Origin of the sequence: Streptomyces sp. 5K101 (genome assembly GCF_046506645.1) — a bacterium.
Classification (GTDB): Bacteria; Actinomycetota; Actinomycetes; order Streptomycetales; family Streptomycetaceae; genus Streptomyces.
The window spans coordinates 1-19,544 of record NZ_JBKFFO010000023.1 but is presented as its reverse complement, the minus strand read 5'-3'; the positions used below and the strand labels follow the sequence as shown (position 1 = coordinate 19,544).

The following is a 19,544-nucleotide window of genomic DNA, read 5'->3' as shown; positions in this document are numbered from 1 at the left end:
TCGTGACTGCCGAGCTCCAGCGCGTGGCGGACGAGTTGCGTGCCGCAATGAACAGCCGCAGTGAATGGCGCATGATGAATTCGCTGCCCGCCGGGGCTCGGCGTGACGGCCTTGATTTGCCGGGAGTCCCGGAGGCGTATCGGGAGTTCCTCTCCGTCGCGGACGGCGCCACCTGCGGTGACGTCACCGTATTTCCCGCCTCCGACATCCTCAGGATGCAGTTCTACGCCGACCCGGTCCCTGGAGCGGCGGTCGAGCTGAACAAGGACGAATGGTTCTGCTGCGGTGTCGTCGCCGACGACCCGTTCTTCCTGAACCGGGCAACGGGAGCGGTCTGGTACTTCCCGGACACCGGGATCGAGTGGACGCAGTCATCCGTATTCGAGAAAGTCGCGGACAGCTTCCACACGTTCTTCCTGGAGCACATGGCCGGCCCCGGTTATGTGCGCCTGTCGGCCACCGGCCGGGACGACCAGTGGGCCGACCTGCTCGACAGCTTCGGCCGGCTGACGGCCCACGACGGTTCATAGGCCGGCTCCACCACCGAGGCTGCCCGTCTCCCCTCAGAGGGAGGCGGGCAGTTCCCATACCGACACCGACGCCCCGTCCCCCGAGACCGTGTACCAGCTGCCGTCACCCACCGGCCGGGCCGGACCCCGAACGGGGAAGGGGTACGAGATCTCGCCGCGCAGCGTCATCGTGCGCGCGTCGACCAGCCAGTGGCGGGCCGTGCCGAGACCGGCGTCGCACCCGGTGGTGCCGGCGACGACGGTGTCCTCGTCCACGAAAGCCGCCTCGTAGTCCCAGTACACGCGCTCCCCACCGGCGCTCCGGGGATGCACCGGCACAGTGCCCTCGGCGTCCAGCTCCCGCAGAACCGAGCCGTCGTCCGACGAGTGCAGGTACTGTACTGCCCGATGTCCACGGCCAGCAGGCTCCGCCCGGACGGGCTCACGTCCTGCAGCAGCAGTTCGTCGTCGACCTTCCGGGCGGACAGCCGCTGTCCGTCCCACCGTCCGCACAGCGCGGGCGACCCCTCCTCGCCCTCACCGACGCTCAGCCCCATCTGCGCCGGGTCGGGATGCGGGGAGTGGTACGAACCGGAGCCCACCGTCATGGTCTCGGCCCGTCCCAGGACCGTGCCGTCGGCTGCGTCGAGGACGAGCCACAGTTCCTGGTCGTCCTCGCTGTCCCCGCCGGTCCCCAACGGTCCCCTGACGTGCGCCCACACGAGCTTGCCGTCCGCGGAGAAGGCGGCCGACCCGCTGTCCGGATACTGGTGGTCCTCGTCGGAGGCGTACTCGCCGAACGACTCGTGTGCCGAGAAGCACGCGCCGCCCCAGCAGCCGTGCCAAGGCCGGCGTCATCCCGCCACGTGCCGAGGGGGCGAAAGCCTGGCAGTGGGCGGCGGCCCCGAAGGCCGGTTTCCACGTGCTTCGGCCCACCTACGCCTCGATCATGTTGGAAGCCGGAGAGTCCGTCGTGACCCTGGCTCGGTGGCTCGGACATTCCTCGCCGGCCATCACCCTCGGTTACTATGCTCACTTCATGCCGGAAGCTGGCAGCAAGGGGCGCGGCACCATCGACGGTCTGCTTGGGGAGCGGGGAGACCGGCTCGCCGGCCGAAACTCCCCAGAATCTCCCCAGCGCCGTTGACCCGTGATTCCTGCCTCTACGCTCCGGAGAAGTCGTCCGTGGATTGTAAGGCTGAAGAGATGGGTGGCCTGGGAAAGTGTTGGGAGAGGTCGTAGCGACCCGCTATGTCACGCCTTTGCGTGAGGGCGGCTCGCTCCCCGGGATCGTCGAGGCCGACGATCTCGGCACCTACGTCATGAAGTTCACGGGCGCCGGGCAGGGCCGCAAGACCCTGGTCGCCGAGGTCATCTGCGGGCAGCTCGGGCGGCGCCTGGGACTGCGGGTGCCCGACCTCGTCGCCATCGAGCTCGACCCCGTCATCGGGCTCTCCGAGCCCGACCAGGAGGTGCAGGAGCTGCTCAAGGCGAGCGGCGGCCTGAACCTCGGCATGGACTTCCTGCCCGGCTCGCTCGGCTTCGACCCGCTCGCCTACGAGGTCGACGCGCGGGAGGCGGGCCGGGTCGTCTGGTTCGACGCCCTGATCAACAACGTCGACCGCTCCTGGCGCAATCCCAACATGCTCGTCTGGCACGGGGACCTGTGGCTCATCGACCACGGCGCCACCATGATCTGGCATCACAACTGGCCGGGCGCGGCCGTCTCCGCCGCCAAGCCGTACGACGCCTCCGACCACGCGCTGGCCCGCTTCGGCCCCGACATCGCCGCGGCCGCCGCCGAGCTCGCGCCCCGCGTCACCGAGGAGCTGCTGACCGAGGTCGCGGCCGACGTGCCCGACGAGTGGCTCGTCGACGAGCCCGGCTTCGACTCCACCGACGCCCTGCGCTGCGCCTACGTCGAGGCCCTGCTGGCGCGCGTGGCGAGCATCCACGAGCGCATCACCCTGAACGCCCCCGCGAAGCCCCGGCAGCCGCAGCCGCCCGGCTGGCTGACCGATCACCTGACCCCGTGGCCGCACCCGACCAAGAAGAGCAAGGACACCGACCGGTGAGCGAGAGGGACGTATTCGAGTACGCGCTGCTGCGCGTGGTCCCGCGGGTCGAGCGCGGGGAGTGCTTCAACGCGGGTGTGGTCGTGTACTGCCGGGCCAGGAGCTTCGTGGCTGCCCGCACCCACCTCGACGTGGCCAAGCTGAGGGCGCTCGACCCCGACGCGGACGTCACCGGCGTGCGCGCCGCGCTGCACGCCGTCGAGGGCGTCTGCCGGGGCGGGGAGGACGCCGGTCAGGCGGAACGCGACGACGCCGGGCGACGCTTCCGCTGGCTGATCGCCCCCCGGTCCACCGTCGTCCAGCCGGGCCCCGTGCACACCGGTCTGACGCTCGACCCCGAGGCGGAGGTGGAGCGGCTGCTCGACCTGCTGGTGCGCTGAGCCACGCGTCCGGGGCGGTGTGATGTCCGCCGCCGCGCCCCGGTGCCGTTGACACCGGGTGCCAGGGCTTCTAGCGTCCTTTCTGCCGAGGTACTAAGCGGTCGCTCAGCGTATGAGCCGGGAGCGGCCGATCCAGGGACCCGGCTCAGGCATTGACGGGCTTCAAGGGCGAGGAGAACCAGAATGTCCACCACCGAGCAGCGCGTGGCTGTCGTGACCGGAGCCGCGCGCGGCATTGGCGCCGCCACCGCCGTCAGGCTCGCGGCCGAGGGCCGCGCCGTGGCCGTACTCGACCTGGACGAGGCCGCGTGCAAGGACACGGTCGAGAAGATCACCGCGGCCGGCGGCAGGGCCGTCGCCGTCGGCTGCGACGTCTCCGACGCCGCACAGGTGGAGGCCGCCGTCGCCCGCGTCGCCGAGGAGCTCGGTGCGCCCACGATCCTGGTCAACAACGCCGGCGTGCTCCGTGACAACCTGCTGTTCAAGATGAGCGAGTCCGACTGGGACACCGTGATGAACGTGCACCTCAAGGGCGCGTTCCTGATGGCCAAGGCGTGCCAGAAGCACATGGTGGACGCCGGCTTCGGCCGGATCGTCTCGCTCTCGTCGTCCTCCGCCCTGGGCAACCGGGGCCAGGCCAACTACTCCGCCGTCAAGGCCGGTCTCCAGGGCTTCACCAAGACCCTGGCCAAGGAGCTCGGCAAGTTCGGCATCACCGCCAACGCCGTCGCGCCGGGCTTCATCGTCACCGAGATGACCGCCCAGACCGCGGCCCGGATCGGCATGGGCTTCGAGGAGTTCCAGGCCGCGGCGGCGAGCCAGATCCCCGTCCAGCGTGTGGGCCGCCCCGAGGACATCGCGAATGCGATCGCCTTCTTCACGGGCGACGACGCCGGTTTCGTCTCCGGCCAGGTCATGTACGTGGCCGGCGGCCCGCTCAACTGAAACGGGGCACGACGGACATGGCAGAGGTACCCGGAGCAGGGGAGTGGCAGATGGCGGACAGCGGAAAGGTCGCACTGATCACCGGTGGGAGCCGGGGCATCGGTTACGGCATCGCCGAGGCGCTCGTCGCCCGCGGTGACCGCGTGTGCATCACCGGGCGCGGCGAGGAGGCCCTCAAGGAGGCCGTCGAACGGCTCGGCGCCGACCGGGTCGTCGCGGTGGCGGGCAAGGCCCACGACGAGGCCCACCAGGCGGCCGCGGTCGAGCGCACCATGGAGGCGTTCGGCCGGGTGGACTTCCTGGTCAACAACGCGGGCACGAATCCGGTCTTCGGCCCCATCGCCGAGCTCGACCTGAACGTGGCGCGCAAGGTCTACGAGACCAATGTGATCTCGGCGCTCGGCTTCGCCCAGCAGACCTGGAAGGCCTGGCAGAAGGAGAACGGCGGTGCGATCGTGAACATCGCCTCCATCGCCGGCGTCTCCGCGTCCCCGTTCATCGGCGCGTACGGCATGAGCAAGGCGGCCATGGTCAACCTGACCCTCCAGCTGGCGCACGAGTTCGCGCCGGCCGTGCGGGTCAACGCGATCGCCCCCGCGGTGATCAAGACCAAGTTCGCCGAGGCCCTGTACGAGGGCCGGGAGGCCGAGGCGGCCGCAGCGTACCCCATGGGCAGGCTCGGCATGCCCGAGGACATCGGGGGCGCGGCCGCGTTCCTCACGTCCGACCAGGCGGGCTGGATCACGGGACAGACACTTGTCGTGGACGGCGGTATGTTCCTCAACGCAGGTGTGCACTGAGGCGCACCGGACCAGCCTGAGCGGTTTTGCCCCGCAATGATCCAAGTGCCCCGCCGGACCACCAGGTTGCTCCGGCGGGGCGCTGCGGTATGGTCTGCCGACCCATGGCTGAACGAGGAGCGTGCACGTGTTCTACCGGACCTGTCTGCAGGCCGCTGCAGCCCTAGCGTCCATGTCTCTGCTGGCGGGATGCGGCCTTTTCTCCGACGAGGACTCCGGCGGGGAGCAGAAGATAGCGGTCGGCACGACGAGTGAGCCCAGCACACTCGACCCGGCCGCGGCCTGGGACGGCTCGTGGGAGCTGTACCGGAACGTCTTCCAGACGCTGGTGAGCTTCCCGACGGGCTCCACCACCCCGCAGCCGGACGCGGCCGAGGGCTGTCGCTTCTCGGACGCCGCCAACAAAGTCTTCGAGTGCAAGCTCCGCCCCGGCCTGACCTTCACCAACGGTGAGAAGCTGGACGCGGCGGCGGTCAAGCACTCCATCGACCGGATCAGGACGATCGACGCCCAGGGCGGCCCCACCGGACTGCTCGGGTCCCTCGACAAGATCGAGACGCCCGACGACCGCACGGTGACCTTCCGGCTCAACACCTCGGACGCGACGTTCCCGTTCATCCTCGGCACCCCGGCCATGTCGATCGTCCCGCCCTCGGAGTACCCCGCCGACGAGCTCCGCGAGGACGGCAAGCTGACCGGCTCCGGCCCGTACGCCCTGGACGACTACGCCAAGGGCGAGCACGCCGAGCTGAGCCGGTTCAGCAAGTACAAGGGCTTCGCCAAGATCCAGAACGACGCCGTCACGATCCGGTACTACCAGGACTCGGACGTGATGATGCAGGCCCTCAAGGACCGGGAGATCGACGCGATCAACCGTGGTCTGACCGCCGAGGAGGTCGTCGAGCTCCAGGAGAAGAGGCCGGAGAACGACCACCTCCAGCTCGTCGAGACCGTCGGCGCCGACATCCGCTACCTGGTCTTCAACCCGAAGGACCCCAACGCGGGCAAGCTCGCCGTACGCCGCGCGATCGCCCAGGTCGTCGACCGCGGCGCGCTGGTCGAGAAGGTCTACCACGGCACGGCCGAGCCGCTGTACTCGATGGTCCCCAAGGGCATCGCCGGCCACACCACCGAGTTCTTCGACCGCTTCGGCGAGCCCAATGTGACCAAGGCCAGGGAGATCCTCCAGGAGGCCGGGATCACCGAGCCGGTGCCGCTGACCTTCTGGTACACCACGGACCGCTACGGCTCCTCCACGGCGTCCGAGTTCGCCGAGATCAAGCGGCAGCTCGACGAGACGGGCCTGTTCGAGATCACGGTCCAGGGCAAGCCCTGGAAGGAGTTCCAGGCGGGCTACCAGGCCGGCGACTACCCGGTCTTCGGCCGAGGCTGGTTCCCCGACTTCCCGGACCCCGACAACTTCATCGCTCCCTTCGTCGGCCCCAAGAACGTGCTCGGCACCCCGTACGACAGCCCCGAGATCACCGAGCAGCTGCTGCCGAAGTCCCGGCGCGAGAGCGACCGCGGAGCGGTCACCGACCAGTTCGAGCGGGCCCAGGAGATCCTCGGGCTGGACGTGCGGCTGCTGCCCCTGTGGCAGGGCAAGCTGTACGTGGCGGCCAACGAGGAGATCGGCGGCGGCGAGCGCGCCCTCGACCCGCAGACGATCATGCAGATGTGGGAGCTCTACCGGAAGAAGAGCTGGTAAGGCGGATTGTCAGTGGCGGCAGGTAGGTTCTGGGTTCTCGGCTCCGAGATCTCGGAACCGCCTGTTGTTTACCGGAGGTTGTTGACGTGACCGACACCGACATGCTGCCCGAGTCCTGGTGCGGCGTCCTCGGCGAGGAGCTCCAGAAGCCGTACTTCAGGGAGCTCACCGAGTTCGTCGAGAAGGAGCGGGCGAACGGTCCGGTGTACCCGCCCCGCGACGAGGTGTTCGCCGCGCTCGATGCCACGCCGTACGACCGGGTCAAGGTGCTCGTCCTCGGCCAGGACCCGTACCACGGCGAGGGCCAGGGCCACGGGCTGTGCTTCTCGGTCCGCCCGGGCGTGAAGACCCCGCCCTCCCTGCGGAACATCTACAAGGAGATGCAGGCCGAGCTCGGCCACCCCGTTCCGGACAACGGCTACCTGATGCCCTGGGCCGAGCAGGGAGTCCTCCTGCTCAACGCGGTGCTGACCGTCCGCGCCGGCGAGCCCAACTCCCACAAGGGCAAGGGCTGGGAGAAGGTGACCGACGCCGTGATCCGCGCGGTCGCCTCGCGGCCGGACCCGGCGGTCTTCGTCCTGTGGGGCGCCTACGCCCAGAAGAAGCTGCCGCTGATCGACGAGACGCGCCACGTGGTCGTGAAGGGCGCGCACCCCTCGCCCCTGTCCGCGAAGAGGTTCTTCGGCTCCCGTCCCTTCACGCAGATCAACGAGGCGATCGCGGCACAGGGCCACGCCCCCATCGACTGGCGGATCCCCGACCTCGGCTGACCGTTCACACTCCGGGCTGACGGGCTCGGGCGGTGCGCCCGAGCCTGTGCCGGATTGCCGGTGGCGGCGGATAGCGTCGGTACGTCGTCAGCGCGCCAGCGAGCCGTCCGGACGTGGGAGAGCACCGTGGTGGACCACCAGGAGACGTCGGGGGACGCCGTCATGACCCGGATCGGGCAGGCGGCCATGCTGCTCCACGGCGGCGACCGTGAGGAGGCGCGGCACCGCTTCGCCTCGATCTGGGCCGAGATCTCGGACGCCGGCGACGCCCTGCACCGGTGCACCCTGGCCCACTACATGGCCGACGCCCAGGACGACCCGGACGACGAACTGGCCTGGGACCTGCGTGCCCTGGCCGCGGCGGAGAGCCTGAGCGAGGAGCGGACGGTCCGGCACGAGCAGTCGCCCGCCGTGCGGGCCCTCTACCCCTCGCTGCACCTGAATCTCGCCGCCGACTACATCAAACTGCGCCACCCGGAGGCCGCACGGGCCCACCTGGACCGGGCGCGGGCGGCGACGGATGCCCTGGCGGACGACGGGTACGGGCACGGGGTGCGGGCCGCGATCGACCGCCTGGAGCGCGCACTGGACGCCGGCTGAGGGTCAATTCCCGTACGCCTGACGGCAGAAGCGGGCCTCGGGGCCGTCGGCGCGCCACCCGCCCCAGCCCTGGCCGAGCTCGCAGGCGTCCCCCCGGTTCACGGGGATCTCGGGCAGCGGCGGCAGTTTCGGCCGGGGCAGAGCGGGAGCCCGTGGCGTTCGGCTGTGCGTACGGGGCGGCGGGGCCTGCCGGGGCGGTGCGGGCGCGGCGGTCTTCTCGCGGGGGTGCGCCGGGGCCGATGCCGCCGGCTCTGTCCGCTTCGGCAGGGCGGCCTCCAAGGCATCGCGGGCCGGACCCTGGACGACCTGCGGTTCCACCACCTGCTGCGGCCGCCCGGCCGGGGGAGCGGCGGGCGGGGGAGCGGGCTGCGCCTCCACGGAGACGCAGCCGGTCACGGCCCACGCCGCCACCCCGACCAGGACCCTTGCTGTGATCGATGTTCGCTGCACCCGCGCAACTCTGCTGTGCGCGACGGCGGTTGCCGGGGAATACATGCCGCAAATGGCCCGCACGGGTGAAGCGGCTTTCAGCCGGACTGCCGGGAGTGGCTCATTCGCCGGTGGCGCCGTCGATCCGTTCGCGCAGCAGGTCCGCGTGGCCGTTGTGCCGGGCGTACTCCTCGATCATGTGCGTGATGATCCAGCGCAGGTTGTAGCTGCCGCCCTTGGACGTCCTGCCCGTGCTCAGGTCGTCGAGCCCGAGCCCTGCGGCCGCCGCACGGGCCGCGGCCACCTCGGTGCGCCAGTCCGCGAGCGTCCGCTCCCAGGTGACCTCGTCGGTGACGCGGAAGTCCCCGTCCGGGTCCTCGTCGCTGTAGTAGAGGGCACCGATGTCCTCGCCGGCCATGACCTGGCGGAACCACCAGCGCTCGACGTCCGCGAGGTGGCGTACGAGGCCCATCAGGGTCAGGGAGGACGGCTCGGCCGATGCCGTCCGCAGCTGCTCGTCGCTCAGGCCGGCGCACTTGGCGATCAGGGTTTCGCGGTGGTAGTCCAACCAGCCGTCCAGCATGTCGCGTTCGGCTGCGGTGGTGGACGGTTCGGTGCGCTCAACTGTGGTCATGGCGGCCATCCTCCTGCACGGGAACGCCTCTTGGTCATGGGTTATCCCTGGCAGGAGGGGCCCGGGCCGAGCATGCCGCGCAGCAGCTCGTCGAAACCGGTGCGCAGTTCCTCCTCGCCGGGCAACGCCCGGTGATAGGAGCCGGCCGCGCAGGAGAACATCAGGCCCTCGCACCAGGCGACCAGGGACAGCGCGTGCCGCTCCGGGTCGGCGGAGCCCGCGGCGGCCATCATCGCGTTCAGCGGTTCCCGGAAGCGGGCGCCGGCGTTGTCGTAGAACGCCCGCAGCTCGGGGCGGCGGACCGCCTCCAGGGCCAGCTCGTAACGGGCGACCAACAGCTCCCGGTGCCGGGTGAGGTAGCGGTGGAGGGCGCGTGCCAGCCCGTCGAGGAGCGCCTCCCGGCCGTCGCCGGGGGCGGGCAGCTCCTCCGGGGCGAGGACCGCCGCCTCCCGTTCGGCCAGGCGGCGCACCGCTGTCTCCAGCAGGGCCTGCCGGGTGCGGGCGAGGTTGGACGTGGAGCCCTGGGGGAGTCCCGCCGCCGCGTCGACCGCGCGGTGCGTCAGCCCGCGCATGCCGCGTTCGAAGAGGAGGGCCAGCGCGGTGTCGCCGATGATCCCGGCGCGCGAGCCGGCGGCCGATGCGGGTGCTCCGGCGGAGGCGGTGCGGGCTCCGGTGCCGGAGGTCCGGGAGGTGTGCGAGGTGGAGCGTGCGGCCATGAGGCCAACCTACCGGATCGACTACATCCGTAGTACGGTGTGTGACACTACGGATGTAGTCACCATGTCGAGGAGCAGTCATGCCCGAAGCCCGTGCAACCGCCCGAGCCGTCGTCGTCGGCAGCGGCATCGGTGGACTCACCGCGGCCGTCGCCCTCAGCCGGCAGGGCTGGCAGGTCACCGTCCTGGAGCGGGCCGCGTCCCTGGAGCCGGTCGGCGCCGGCATCGGACTCGCCCCCAACTCCCAGCGCGCCCTCGACGTCATCGGCCTCGGCGACGAGATCCGCGACCTCGCCGCCTGGCAGGGCGCCGGCGGCATGCGCAACCCCGCGGGCCGCTGGCTCGCCCGCACCGACGCGGCCGCCGCGGCCGAGCGGTTCGGCGGCCCCCTCGTCCTCGTCCACCGCGCCACGCTCGTCGACCGCCTCGCACGCCGACTGCCCGACGGGGCCGTACGCACCGGATGCCCCGGCGAACTGGCCGACCCCGGAGTCGCCGGCGGCCGCCGCGCGCGCGTCACCACGCCCGACGGCGATATCGAGGCAGACCTCGTGATCGGGGCCGACGGCATCCGCTCCTCCTTGCGCCGGAGCCTGTTCCCCCGCCACCCCGGCCCCGTGTACTCCGGGTTCACCACCTGGCGCCTGATCGTCCCCGCGCCCGACGCCCCCTTCGCACCCCACGAGACCTGGGGGCCCGGCTCCCTGTGGGGCACCCAGCCGCTCAAGGACGGCCGGATCTACGCGTACGCCGCCGCCACCGCACCCGCCGGAGCCGCCGCGGGTGACCAGAAGGCCGAACTGCTGCGCCGCTTCGGCCAGTGGCACGACCCGATCCCGGCCGTCATCGCCGCCGCGGACCCCGCCCAGGTGCTGCGCAACGACGTGCACCACATCCTCGAACCGCTGCCCGCCTTCCACCGCGGCCGCACCGCCCTCCTCGGCGACGCCGCCCATGCCATGGCCCCCACCCTCGGCCAGGGCGGCAACCAGGCCATCGAGGACGCGATCGTCCTCGCCCACCACGCCCCGCCCGCCGGCGACCTCGGCACCGGCCTCGCCTCCTACAGCGCCGAACGGCTGCCGCGCACCATGGCCGTCGTCCGCAAGTCCGCCCGCGTCGCCCGGCTCATGGCGCTGTCCGGCACGCCCGCCGTCGCCGTCCGCGAGACGCTGACGTCTGCGGTCTCCCGCTTCGGCCCCGGCCTCGTGCTGCGCACCTTCGATGGCATCGCCGACTGGCGCCCGCCGCGGCGCACGTATGCTGCCGGGGCACAGGACGTGCACGAAGAACAGCCGGCGCGCCGCTGACGCCGGTACGGCATCGAGGGAGACCCCTGTGAAGGTCGGCTGCATCGGGCTCGGTGACATCGCGCAGAAGGCGTACCTGCCGGTCCTCACCACCCTGCCGGGCGTCGAACTGCACCTGCAGACCCGCACGCCCGCCACGCTGACCCGCGTCGCCGAGATCCACCACATCCCCGCAGGGCGCCGCCACACCGACCTCGACGCTCTGCTCGCCGAGGACCTCGACGCCGCCTTCGTCCACGCGCCGACCCCGGCGCACGCCGAGATCGTCACCCGGCTGCTGGAAGCGGGCGTGGCCACCTACGTCGACAAGCCGCTCTCCTACGAACTCGCCGAGTCCGAGCGGCTCGTCGCCCTCGCCGAAGCACGCGGCACCGGTCTCGCCGTCGGCTTCAACCGCAGGTTCGCGCCCGGGTACGCGCAGTGCCTGGAGCACCCGCGCGAAATGATCCTCATGCAGAAGAACCGCGTCGGGCTCCCCGAGGACCCGCGCACCCTCGTGCTCGACGACTTCATCCACGTCGTGGACACCCTGCGGTTCCTTGTGCCCGGACCCGTCCAGCACACGGATGTGCGCGCCCGGATCGTCGGCGGACTCATGCACCACGTCGTCCTCCAGCTGTCCGGAGACGGTTTCACCGCCATCGGCGCCATGAACCGGATGAGCGGCTCCACGGAGGAGATCCTGGAGGTCTCCGGCCAGGACTCCAAGCGCGAGGTCCGCAACCTGGCCGAGATCGTGGACCACAAGGGCCAGCCGAGCGTCAGGCGCCGCGGCGACTGGGTGCCGGTCGCCCGCCAGCGCGGCATCGAACAGGCCGTGCACGCCTTCCTCGACGCCGTGCGCGCCGGGAAGCACCTCAGCGCACAGGACGCGCTGCGGACCCACGAGCTGTGCGAACGGGTCGTACTGAGGGCCCTGGAGCAGGCCGCCGGATAGCTCGCGAGCCCTCGACCGCCGCCAGCGCCGCCAGCACCGCGAGCGCCCCGTACACCGCCCAGTCGCCGAACCGGACGTACAGCGTCGTGCCCGTCGCACGCGGCGTCTCGTACACCGCCGCACCGCTGGTCTCGGTGGTGAGCGGGCCGCCGATCTGCTGCCCGTGGGCCCCGAACACGGCGCTCACACCCGTCAGCGTCGCGTGCACCATCGGCCGGCCCGTCTCGGCCGCCCGCAGCGCCGCCAGCGACGCGTGCTGCTCGGGTGCCCAGCTCTCCTGGAACGTCGACGTGGCGGACTGGGCCACCAGCAACTGGGCACCGTCCCGCACCAGGTGCCTGCTCATGTCGGGGAACGCCGACTCGAAGCAGACCAGCGGGCCGACGCGCAGGGGGGTGCCCTGGGCGGGGGGCAAGGTCATGACGACCGGCTCGGTCCCGCGGATCCTGTCCTCGGCCGCCGCCCTGCCGACCGAGGTCACCCAGCCGAGCACGGAGCGGGCCGGGACGTACTCGCCGAACGGCACCAGGCGCATCTTGTCGTAGCGGTCGCCGGTCGGACCGTCGGGCCCGACGAGCACGGAGCTCTTGTAGATGCCCGCCGGGCCCGACGCCGCCTCGCTGCGTGCGTCCACGTTCACGAGCACGGGCGCACCGACGTCCCGGGACAGGGCGGCGAGGCGGTCCGCGAGATCAGGACGTGCCCGCAGGTCGGCGCCCACGCTGCTCTCGCCCCACACCACCAGGTCCAGCGCCTTCTCCCGGCGCGCAAGGTCACGCGTGAGCTCCTCGCCCCGGTCGATCCGGCGCTCCACGCTGTCCGCGCCCGCCACGACGCCCGGCTGGACCACCGCGATCCGCATCGGCGCCGACTTGCCGGGCTCCGGTGCCCACGCCCAGGCGGACCCGGCCGCCGTCGCGCACACGACGACGCCCGCGACGGCGGGCGTACGGGCCCGCTGGACGGCGATGAGCAGGGCGACCGCGGTGTTCACCGCGAGCACCAGGAGGCTCACCAGCCATACGCCGCCGACCGAGGCGAGCCGCAGGGCGGGCGGCACCTCCCACTGACTGGCGCCGAGCAGGCCCCAGGGTCCGCCGAGGCCCTCCCAGGACCGGACCAGCTCGATCACGAGCCAGCTCGACGGGATCACCGCGAGGGAGGCGGCCGCCCGTGCCACGGAGGGGCTGCCGCGGGTCATGAACCGCACGAGCAGGCCCCACGGCGCCCACAGGAGCCCCAGCAGGGCGGCGATGACCAGCAGGAAGACATGGAGGCTGGGCAGCAGCCAGTGGTGCACGGCGATCATGAACCCGATGCCGCCGAGCCACCCCTCCACGAGCGCCCGACGGCCGGTCGGCGCGTTGCGCAGGAGCAGCAGCCACGGGACCAGGGCGACGTAGGCGAACCACCACAGCGAGGGCTCGGGCAGGGAGAGCGCGGGAAGCGCCCCCGCGACGACGGCGCAGGCCCCGCGCGGCACGCGCCTCCCACGCCGGCCGCCCCGCTGCTGCCCTGCCCCCCGGCTGCCCGGAATCCGCATACCGCGCCTCCTCAAGGACCAGTGTGGGCCACGAAGGGTGGCCACGACAGACCGCGGCCCGGGCCCGGGGCCCTCCTGCCGGGATCCCCGGACCCGGAGCGTGCTCCGGGGCGTTCGCGGGGCGCTGCTTGGGCCCCGCGGCGCGTGTGCCGGGGGCGCTGCCACGAACCCCGCGCCTCAATCGCCGGCGGGGCTCCAGAGGAGCACGTCCGGGGCGGTCCCCGGACCCGGAGCGCGCTCCGGGTGTTCGCGGGGGCTCCGCCCCAGGCCCGGCACTCGTGTCGCCGGCGGGGCTTCAAAGGAGCCCTCCGGGGCGGTCCCCGGACCTGGATCGCCCTCCGGGTGTTCGCGGTGCTCCGGAGGAGCCCGTCCGGGGCGCTCGTGTCAGGTGTTCGAGCGCGCAGCGCCCGTGCGGCGCCACCTCTCTTCCGTCACCACCGTGCGCACGCGCCAGCCCGCGTCCCCGCGTGTGAGCGCGAAGCGGTACCGGCCGCCCGAGACGAAGTCCTGGCCGGACGCCGGGAGCATCGGGTTGATGTAGTCGGCCCGGACCTCGGCGCTGTCCCCGGGATATCCGCCCAGGTCCTGCAAGACGACGCGGCGGTTGACGATCAGGTGCTGGCGGACGGGGAACAGCCGCATGGTCTCCGCCAGCCAGCCCGCGACCTCGTCCGCCGTTCCCTCGATCCCGCCGGACCCCCGGTAGTCGGCCCGCCCGTCGTGGGTGAACAGGGCCCGGTAGGCGTTCCAGTCGCCGTCGTCCACGGCCACGGCGTAGCCGGTGATCAGTTCATCGATGGCAAGGCGGTCCATCACGGTCGCGAGATCCACGCGCTGCGTCATCGGCTCAGTGTCGGGCAGCGCAGGGCGGCGCGCCAGAGCCGCGCAGCGCACGTCGTCCCGGCAGGGCCGGGCCCTAGCGGCGCTTCACCGCGCGCAGGACGACGAACTTCGGGTCGCTCGCCACGACGTCGCAGTTCCCGAACAGCCGCCGCAGCCGCACGTGGTAGCCCAGGTGACGGTTGCCGACGACCCACAGTTCGCCGCCGGGCCGCAGCACACGCCGCGCGTCCGCGAACATCCGGCGCGCGGTGGTGTCCGTCGTCGCCCGGTGCGAGTGGAACGGCGGGTTGTTCAGCACGAGGTCCGCCGAGCCGTCGCCCAGCGCCGAGAGGCCGTCGCCCACGACGAACTCGGCCTTCCCGGCAGGCACGTTGGCGCGGAACGTCGCCTCCGCCGAGGCGACCGCCGAGAACGACTCGTCCGTGAACGTCACCCGCGCGTCCGGGGCGGCGAGCGCCGCCGCCGTACCGACGACGCCGTTGCCGCAGCCCAGGTCGACGATGTGCGCGGCGCCGTGCCCGGTCGGCAGATGGCGCAGGAAGAACCGGGTGCCGATGTCGAGGCGCTCGGCGCAGAAGATTCCGGCGTGGTTGGTGACGGTGCGGCCCGCGAGCGCGCCCGTGTCGGCCGGCAGGTCGTACCGCAGCGGCCACGGGCTGGGGGCCCGTGGCAGGTCCGGGTCGGGTGCGCAGAAGATCAGCCGGGCCTTCTTGGCCGCGAGTGACGTCCTCGTCGGGCCGATGATCCGCTCGAAGAGCCTCAGCGTGGAGGTGTGGATCTCACTCACCATGCCGGCGCCGACGACGACCGTGTCCGCGTGGACGGCGGGCGCCAGCCGGTGCAGCTGGTCCTCCAGGAGCGCGAGGCTCTTGGGCACGCGCACCAGAAGTACGTCGACGCGCTCCGGCGGGGTGTCCCGGGCCGAGAGCAGCCGTACCGCGGCCGAGCCGATCCCCGCCCGTGCGAGGTTCGACCGGGTCGCCTGCTGACCGAGGTACGAGTCGGTGATCTGCACCACCGGGTGGTGGCCCGCGAGCGAGGTGACCAGCGCGCCCCAGCGGTCGCCGACGACGGCCACGGTGCCGGTCAGCGGTACGGGGGCGGCGTCGTCGATGCCGTGCAGATGCCGCAGCAGGTACTCGTCGGCCGCGTCCCAGGCGCGGAGCGTGTCGCGGGGGTCCTCGGGAAAGCGGGCGAGCTCGAACGCGCCCCATGACGTGGTCAAACGGTTCATCGTGCCCTCAGGCTAGCCGAGCACGGGGCACCGGCCGCTCTCAGGCCGCATAGCCTGGTGGGCGGCGCCACCGCGCCACTCCACCAGATGCGGGTCGTCGAGGATCATGTCCCCGTCGTCGAGCCCCGCCCTGCGCAGGAACTCCACGAGGTCCTTGTCGCTGCGCGCGACCCCCACGATCTCGCCGCGCACGGTGACACGCCGCCCGCCGCCGGGAGAGGGCGGGTGCACGACGATGGGTGCCTGCCAGGCCATGGCTCCAGGGTGCGCCGTCCGGGCCGCGGACGCAGCCCGGACGGTCAGGCCGCGCACGCGGCCCGGCGCACGCAGCCGGGGCGTCAGGCCGCCGGGCGCACGTCCTCGCGTGCCGCCGCGGCCCACTCCACGACGAGCGCCTCGTACTCCGGCCGCCGGTCGTCGGGGAGTTCCCCGTCGGCCCACAGGTCGCGGATGCGGGCGTTCAGCTCGGTGGCGGACAGGGCGGCTGCGGGCTCGGTGCGAATGGGGGACATGGCATCAGATTACGGCCTCGCAACGGTCACCGTCCCCCACCGCAGCGTGACCGTCAGTCCGCCGACTCACCCGCGTGCGGGCTCAGTACATCCGTTCCGACCAGGATGAACAGCACGATCCCGAGCAGGATCCGGTAGATCACGAAGGGCATGAAGCTCTTCGTAGTGATGAATTTCATGAACCAGGCGATCACCGCGTAGCCCACGCCGAACGCGATGAGCGTCGCGAAGATCGTCGGTCCCCATGAGACATGTCCCTCACCGGCCTCCTTGAGCTCGAACAGGCCGGACGCCAGCACCGCGGGGATCGCCAGCAGGAACGAGTACCGTGCCGCCGCCTCGCGGGTGTAGCCCATCAGCAGACCGCCGCTGATGGTCGCGCCGGAGCGCGAGACGCCCGGGATCAGCGCCATCGCCTGGCACACGCCGTAGATCAGACCGTCGCGGACGCTCAGCTGCTCCAGCGTCTTGCGCTCCCGGATCGCCCGGTGGCGGCCGCCGATCTCGTCGCGCGCGGCCAGCCGGTCGGCGACGCCGAGGACGATGCCCATGACGATCAGCGTCGTCGCGATCAGCCGCAGATCGCGGAACGGGCCCTCGATCTGGTCCTTGAGGGTGACGCCGAGCACACCGATCGGGATCGAGCCGACGATGACGAGCCAGCCCATCTGGGCGTCGTGGTCCCGGCGCATCGCCTTGTCGGTCAGCGAACGGAACCAGGCCGTCACGATCCGCGCGATGTCCTTGCGGAAATAGATCAGCACGGCCGTCTCCGTGCCGATCTGGGTGATCGCGGTGAACGCGGCCCCCGGGTCGTGCCAGCCGGCGAACGCGGCCGTGAGTCGCAGATGCGCGCTGGAGGAGATCGGCAGGAACTCCGTCAGCCCCTGGACGAGTCCCAGGATGAATGATTCGAACCAAGACATTGAAAGCTACGCCACCCAAGAGATGATCACGGTCCGACCGGCGAAAGCACGGGTCGGCGCTGAGGTATCGGCTGCCGGTCGGGACACCGGCCGGCTCATGGGCAGGCGTGTTCGATCGTCGTCATGCGGACCCTTCGCTGACTTGGCTGACGGACGGTCAGGCGCCCATGGGACTGACGGCCCGTGAGACGCGCGGGTGCGCGTACGCCGTCGGGCCGGCGCCGATCGTGAGGCAGCGTAGCGCCCCGAAATGACGGCACTTCGCCCAGGCCCCGTCCCGCTCCCGCTCCGCTGCGGTCCCGGAGCCGTCCGCGTCCCCGGCAAAGCCGGTCACCGGGCCCGCAGCCGGTGCCGCTTGGTCCAGGCGACGACCGCCGCCGCCACGCCCGTCACCACGATGAACCCCGCCGCGATCAGGAACGCGGGCGAGGTCGGCGACCCCGCCCGGCTGCCCGCGACCACGTAGGCCGCCGTGTTGGGGATCGACCCCAGACCCGTGCCCAGCAGGAAGGGCAGGTAGCCCATCCGCGAGACCGCCGCACAGTAGTTGGCCGCGGCGAACGGCACGCCGGGGAACAGCCGGATCGCGAGCATCGAGCGGAAGCCGTGCCGGCTGAGCTGCCCGTCCGCCGCCTTCAGCCAGCGTCCCCGCACCAGTGGCCGCAGCGCGTCCTGGCCCAGCACCCGGCCCAGCGTGAACGCGATGCCCGCGCCCAGCACCGTGCCGCCGATCGCCGCGACGAGCCCGGCCTGCGAACCGAAGAGGGCGCCCGCCGCCAGATTGAGGATCGGCCGTGGCACGAACGCCGCCGTGCACACCCCGTACCCCACGCCGAACAGCACCACCGCCGCCGGCCCGCTCAGCTGCGGCGGCCAGCCTGCCGAGAGCAGTTGCTGCGGCTCGTAGAGCAGCACCGCCGACGCGGCGGACGCGAGCAGGACCACGAGCAGCGACAGTCGCGACCACGGCGAGAACAGAGCCCTGGTGCAGCGGACGGTGAGGCCGGATGCCGGCCGGGGGACGGGGGCGAGCATCCGGGGAGACTAACCGACGAACATGTCCCAACGCCGTAGCGCGGCACACATCGCCCCGCCCGCCGCCGCCCCGCCGACCGGCCGGCCGGCGGCGAACGGGGCGGGCGACCGGGCCCAACTGCCGTACGGGAAAACCATTCGACGTGGCGGGTGCCGTGCACGATCATCGACGCCATGGTCCGGTACGCCTTCCCCGCAGCGCCGTCCGCAGTCGCGGACGCGCCGAAGGCTGCCGCGTTCCCGGCCGCCGCGGCCGCATTCCACACGGCCGCAGTCGCGGCCGACGTCGCCGTGGCTCCCGGCGGCGCCCGAAGCTGACCCTTCCCGGATCGTCCGGCGGACCCCGCAGGGGGAGGGTCGGCGAGGTCCAGGGGTCCTGATCACGCTTCGAGTTCCGGAAAGGAACGAACAAGTCATGCCCAAGACGGCATACGTGCGCACCAAGCCGCACCTCAACATCGGGACCATGGGCCACGTCGACCACGGCAAGACCACCCTGACCGCCGCCATCACCAAGGTGCTCAGCGAGCGCTCCGGCGGCGGCACGTCGTACGTCTCCTTCGACCGCATCGACCGGGCGCCGGAGGAGGCCGCGCGCGGCATCACGATCAACATCGCGCACGTCGAGTACGAGACGGACACCCGGCACTACGCCCATGTCGACATGCCGGGCCACGCCGACTACGTCAAGAACATGGTGACCGGGGCGGCCCAGCTCGACGGCGCCATCCTCGTCGTCTCGGCCCTCGACGGCGTCATGCCGCAGACCGCCGAGCACGTCCTGCTGGCCCGCCAGGTGGGCGTCGACCACATCGTCGTCGCGCTCAACAAGGCGGACGCGGGCGACGAGGAGCTCACCGATTTCGTGGAGCTGGAGGTCCGTGACCTGCTCACCGCCCATGGCTACGGCGGCGACGCGGCGCCCGTCGTCCGGGTGTCCGGACTCGGGGCGCTGCGGGGCGAGGCGCGGTGGACGGCCGCCGTCGAGGCGCTGCTCGACGCCGTCGACACCTATGTGCCGATGCCGGTCAGGTACACGGACGCGCCGTTCCTGCTGCCGGTGGAGAACGTCCTCACCATCACCGGGCGCGGCACGGTCGTCACGGGCGCGGTCGAGCGCGGCACCGTACGCATGGGGGACCGGGTGCAGATCCTCGGCGGGACTGCGCCGGGGAAAGAGGGCGACTCGGTCGTCACGGGGCTGGAGACCTTCGGTAAGCCGATGGAGTCGGCCGAGGCCGGCGACAACGTCGCGCTGCTGCTGCGCGGGGTGTCGCGCGACGCGGTCCGTCGCGGCCATGTGGTGGCCGCACCGGGCAGCGTCGTGCCCAGCCGCCGCTTCACCGCGCAGGTCTACGTCCTGTCGGCGCGCGAGGGTGGCCGCAGCACGCCGGTGACCACCGGGTACCGGCCGCAGTTCTACATCCGCACCGCGGATGTCGTCGGGGACATCGACCTCGGCGCGGCCGGGGTCGCGCGTCCCGGGGAGACGGTCACCATGACCGTTGAACTGGGCCGGGACATGCCCCTGGAGCCCGGCCTCGGCTTCGCGGTCCGCGAGGGCGGACGGACGGTCGGGGCGGGAACGGTGACCGCGGTCGTGTGACCGCGGGCCGGGGTGGCCCTCCACTGCGGAGG

At 72.0% G+C, this 19,544-nt stretch carries 23 protein-coding genes and 1 pseudogene; 13 read left to right on the top strand and 11 right to left on the bottom strand.

Features of this window, described 5'->3' with window-relative positions:
• The first annotated feature begins 2 nt into the window (after positions 1–2).
• Positions 3–530, top strand: coding sequence for a hypothetical protein (locus ACLB9X_RS29845; protein WP_410363542.1), 528 nt, complete (start codon positions 3–5; stop codon positions 528–530).
• A gap of 33 nt (positions 531–563) precedes the next feature.
• Here the strand turns inward: ACLB9X_RS29845 and ACLB9X_RS29840 are convergent, their stop codons facing one another.
• On the bottom strand, positions 564–812 hold the full coding sequence (locus ACLB9X_RS29840; protein ID WP_410363541.1) for a hypothetical protein: 249 nt from the start codon (positions 810–812) through the stop codon (positions 564–566).
• Between the two features lie 538 nt (positions 813–1,350).
• Between ACLB9X_RS29840 and ACLB9X_RS29835 the strand changes: the two are divergent.
• From ACLB9X_RS29835 to ACLB9X_RS29800, 8 genes and pseudogenes are all read left to right on the top strand, one after another.
• A pseudogene (locus tag ACLB9X_RS29835) lies at positions 1,351–1,656 on the top strand (tyrosine-type recombinase/integrase); the annotation flags it as partial.
• A gap of 76 nt (positions 1,657–1,732) precedes the next feature.
• Positions 1,733–2,584, top strand: a complete 852-nt coding sequence (locus ACLB9X_RS29830) for a HipA family kinase (protein ID WP_410363540.1) — start codon at positions 1,733–1,735, stop codon at positions 2,582–2,584.
• Positions 2,581–2,964 (top strand): DUF3037 domain-containing protein, encoded by a 384-nt coding sequence (locus tag ACLB9X_RS29825; protein ID WP_410363539.1) that lies wholly within the window; start codon positions 2,581–2,583, stop codon positions 2,962–2,964. The genes ACLB9X_RS29830 and ACLB9X_RS29825 overlap by 4 nt, the downstream gene beginning before the upstream one ends.
• Before the next feature lie 183 nt (positions 2,965–3,147).
• Positions 3,148–3,909, top strand: a complete 762-nt coding sequence (gene fabG, locus ACLB9X_RS29820) for a 3-oxoacyl-ACP reductase FabG (RefSeq protein WP_410363538.1) — start codon at positions 3,148–3,150, stop codon at positions 3,907–3,909.
• Between the two features lie 50 nt (positions 3,910–3,959).
• Positions 3,960–4,709: an SDR family oxidoreductase gene (locus ACLB9X_RS29815; protein WP_410363537.1), complete on the top strand. Its 750-nt coding sequence runs from the start codon at positions 3,960–3,962 to the stop codon at positions 4,707–4,709.
• Positions 4,710–4,836: 127 nt separating this feature from the next.
• The gene (locus tag ACLB9X_RS29810; protein WP_410363536.1) at positions 4,837–6,417 is read left to right on the top strand and encodes an ABC transporter substrate-binding protein; all 1,581 of its coding nucleotides are present in this window, start codon (positions 4,837–4,839) and stop codon (positions 6,415–6,417) included.
• A gap of 86 nt (positions 6,418–6,503) precedes the next feature.
• Positions 6,504–7,187: a uracil-DNA glycosylase gene (locus ACLB9X_RS29805; protein ID WP_410363535.1), complete on the top strand. Its 684-nt coding sequence runs from the start codon at positions 6,504–6,506 to the stop codon at positions 7,185–7,187.
• A 126-nt stretch (positions 7,188–7,313) separates the two neighbouring features.
• The gene (locus ACLB9X_RS29800) at positions 7,314–7,787 is read left to right on the top strand and encodes a hypothetical protein (RefSeq protein ID WP_410363534.1); all 474 of its coding nucleotides are present in this window, start codon (positions 7,314–7,316) and stop codon (positions 7,785–7,787) included.
• Positions 7,788–7,790: 3 nt separating this feature from the next.
• On the opposite strand, the gene ACLB9X_RS29795 is transcribed toward ACLB9X_RS29800, so the two are convergent.
• The 3 genes from ACLB9X_RS29795 to ACLB9X_RS29785 form a co-directional block, all read right to left on the bottom strand.
• Positions 7,791–8,237 (bottom strand): hypothetical protein, encoded by a 447-nt coding sequence (locus ACLB9X_RS29795; protein WP_410363533.1) that lies wholly within the window; start codon positions 8,235–8,237, stop codon positions 7,791–7,793.
• Positions 8,238–8,337: 100 nt separating this feature from the next.
• Positions 8,338–8,850: a DinB family protein gene (locus ACLB9X_RS29790; protein WP_410363532.1), complete on the bottom strand. Its 513-nt coding sequence runs from the start codon at positions 8,848–8,850 to the stop codon at positions 8,338–8,340.
• A gap of 41 nt (positions 8,851–8,891) precedes the next feature.
• Complete coding sequence (locus tag ACLB9X_RS29785; protein WP_410363531.1) at positions 8,892–9,566, bottom strand: TetR/AcrR family transcriptional regulator; 675 nt, start codon at positions 9,564–9,566, stop codon at positions 8,892–8,894.
• Positions 9,567–9,646: 80 nt separating this feature from the next.
• Here ACLB9X_RS29785 and ACLB9X_RS29780 point away from each other — a divergent pair, with 80 nt between their 5' ends.
• Together ACLB9X_RS29780 and ACLB9X_RS29775 are read left to right on the top strand one after the other, a co-directional pair.
• Positions 9,647–10,876, top strand: a complete 1,230-nt coding sequence (locus ACLB9X_RS29780) for an FAD-dependent oxidoreductase (protein WP_410363530.1) — start codon at positions 9,647–9,649, stop codon at positions 10,874–10,876.
• 28 nt (positions 10,877–10,904) lie between these two features.
• Complete coding sequence (locus ACLB9X_RS29775; RefSeq protein ID WP_410363529.1) at positions 10,905–11,813, top strand: Gfo/Idh/MocA family protein; 909 nt, start codon at positions 10,905–10,907, stop codon at positions 11,811–11,813.
• Here the strand turns inward: ACLB9X_RS29775 and lnt are convergent.
• The 7 genes from lnt to ACLB9X_RS29740 all read right to left on the bottom strand — a co-directional run bounded on the left by lnt (position 11,734) and on the right by ACLB9X_RS29740 (position 17,906).
• Positions 11,734–13,356: an apolipoprotein N-acyltransferase gene (lnt, locus tag ACLB9X_RS29770; RefSeq protein WP_410363528.1), complete on the bottom strand. Its 1,623-nt coding sequence runs from the start codon at positions 13,354–13,356 to the stop codon at positions 11,734–11,736. The genes ACLB9X_RS29775 and lnt overlap by 80 nt on opposite strands.
• 384 nt (positions 13,357–13,740) lie before the next feature.
• On the bottom strand, positions 13,741–14,199 hold the full coding sequence (locus tag ACLB9X_RS29765) for a nuclear transport factor 2 family protein (protein ID WP_410363527.1): 459 nt from the start codon (positions 14,197–14,199) through the stop codon (positions 13,741–13,743).
• A 73-nt stretch (positions 14,200–14,272) separates the two neighbouring features.
• Positions 14,273–15,433, bottom strand: coding sequence for a methyltransferase (locus tag ACLB9X_RS29760; protein WP_410363526.1), 1,161 nt, complete (start codon positions 15,431–15,433; stop codon positions 14,273–14,275).
• Between the two features lie 12 nt (positions 15,434–15,445).
• Positions 15,446–15,688 carry a hypothetical protein gene (locus ACLB9X_RS29755; protein ID WP_410363525.1) on the bottom strand — a complete coding sequence of 81 codons (243 nt, stop codon included), beginning with the start codon at positions 15,686–15,688 and terminating at the stop codon, positions 15,446–15,448.
• Positions 15,689–15,771: 83 nt separating this feature from the next.
• Positions 15,772–15,945, bottom strand: a complete 174-nt coding sequence (locus ACLB9X_RS29750) for a hypothetical protein (RefSeq protein WP_410363524.1) — start codon at positions 15,943–15,945, stop codon at positions 15,772–15,774.
• 53 nt (positions 15,946–15,998) lie between these two features.
• On the bottom strand, positions 15,999–16,871 hold the full coding sequence (locus ACLB9X_RS29745; RefSeq protein ID WP_410363523.1) for an undecaprenyl-diphosphate phosphatase: 873 nt from the start codon (positions 16,869–16,871) through the stop codon (positions 15,999–16,001).
• Between the two features lie 330 nt (positions 16,872–17,201).
• Positions 17,202–17,906 (bottom strand): TVP38/TMEM64 family protein, encoded by a 705-nt coding sequence (locus tag ACLB9X_RS29740; protein ID WP_410363522.1) that lies wholly within the window; start codon positions 17,904–17,906, stop codon positions 17,202–17,204.
• A gap of 150 nt (positions 17,907–18,056) precedes the next feature.
• Here ACLB9X_RS29740 and ACLB9X_RS29735 point away from each other — a divergent pair, with 150 nt between their 5' ends.
• Positions 18,057–18,224 carry a hypothetical protein gene (locus tag ACLB9X_RS29735; RefSeq protein WP_410363521.1) on the top strand — a complete coding sequence of 56 codons (168 nt, stop codon included), beginning with the start codon at positions 18,057–18,059 and terminating at the stop codon, positions 18,222–18,224.
• Between the two features lie 97 nt (positions 18,225–18,321).
• The gene (tuf, locus tag ACLB9X_RS29730; RefSeq protein WP_410363520.1) at positions 18,322–19,512 is read left to right on the top strand and encodes an elongation factor Tu; all 1,191 of its coding nucleotides are present in this window, start codon (positions 18,322–18,324) and stop codon (positions 19,510–19,512) included.
• The last annotated feature ends 32 nt before the right edge of the window (positions 19,513–19,544 follow it).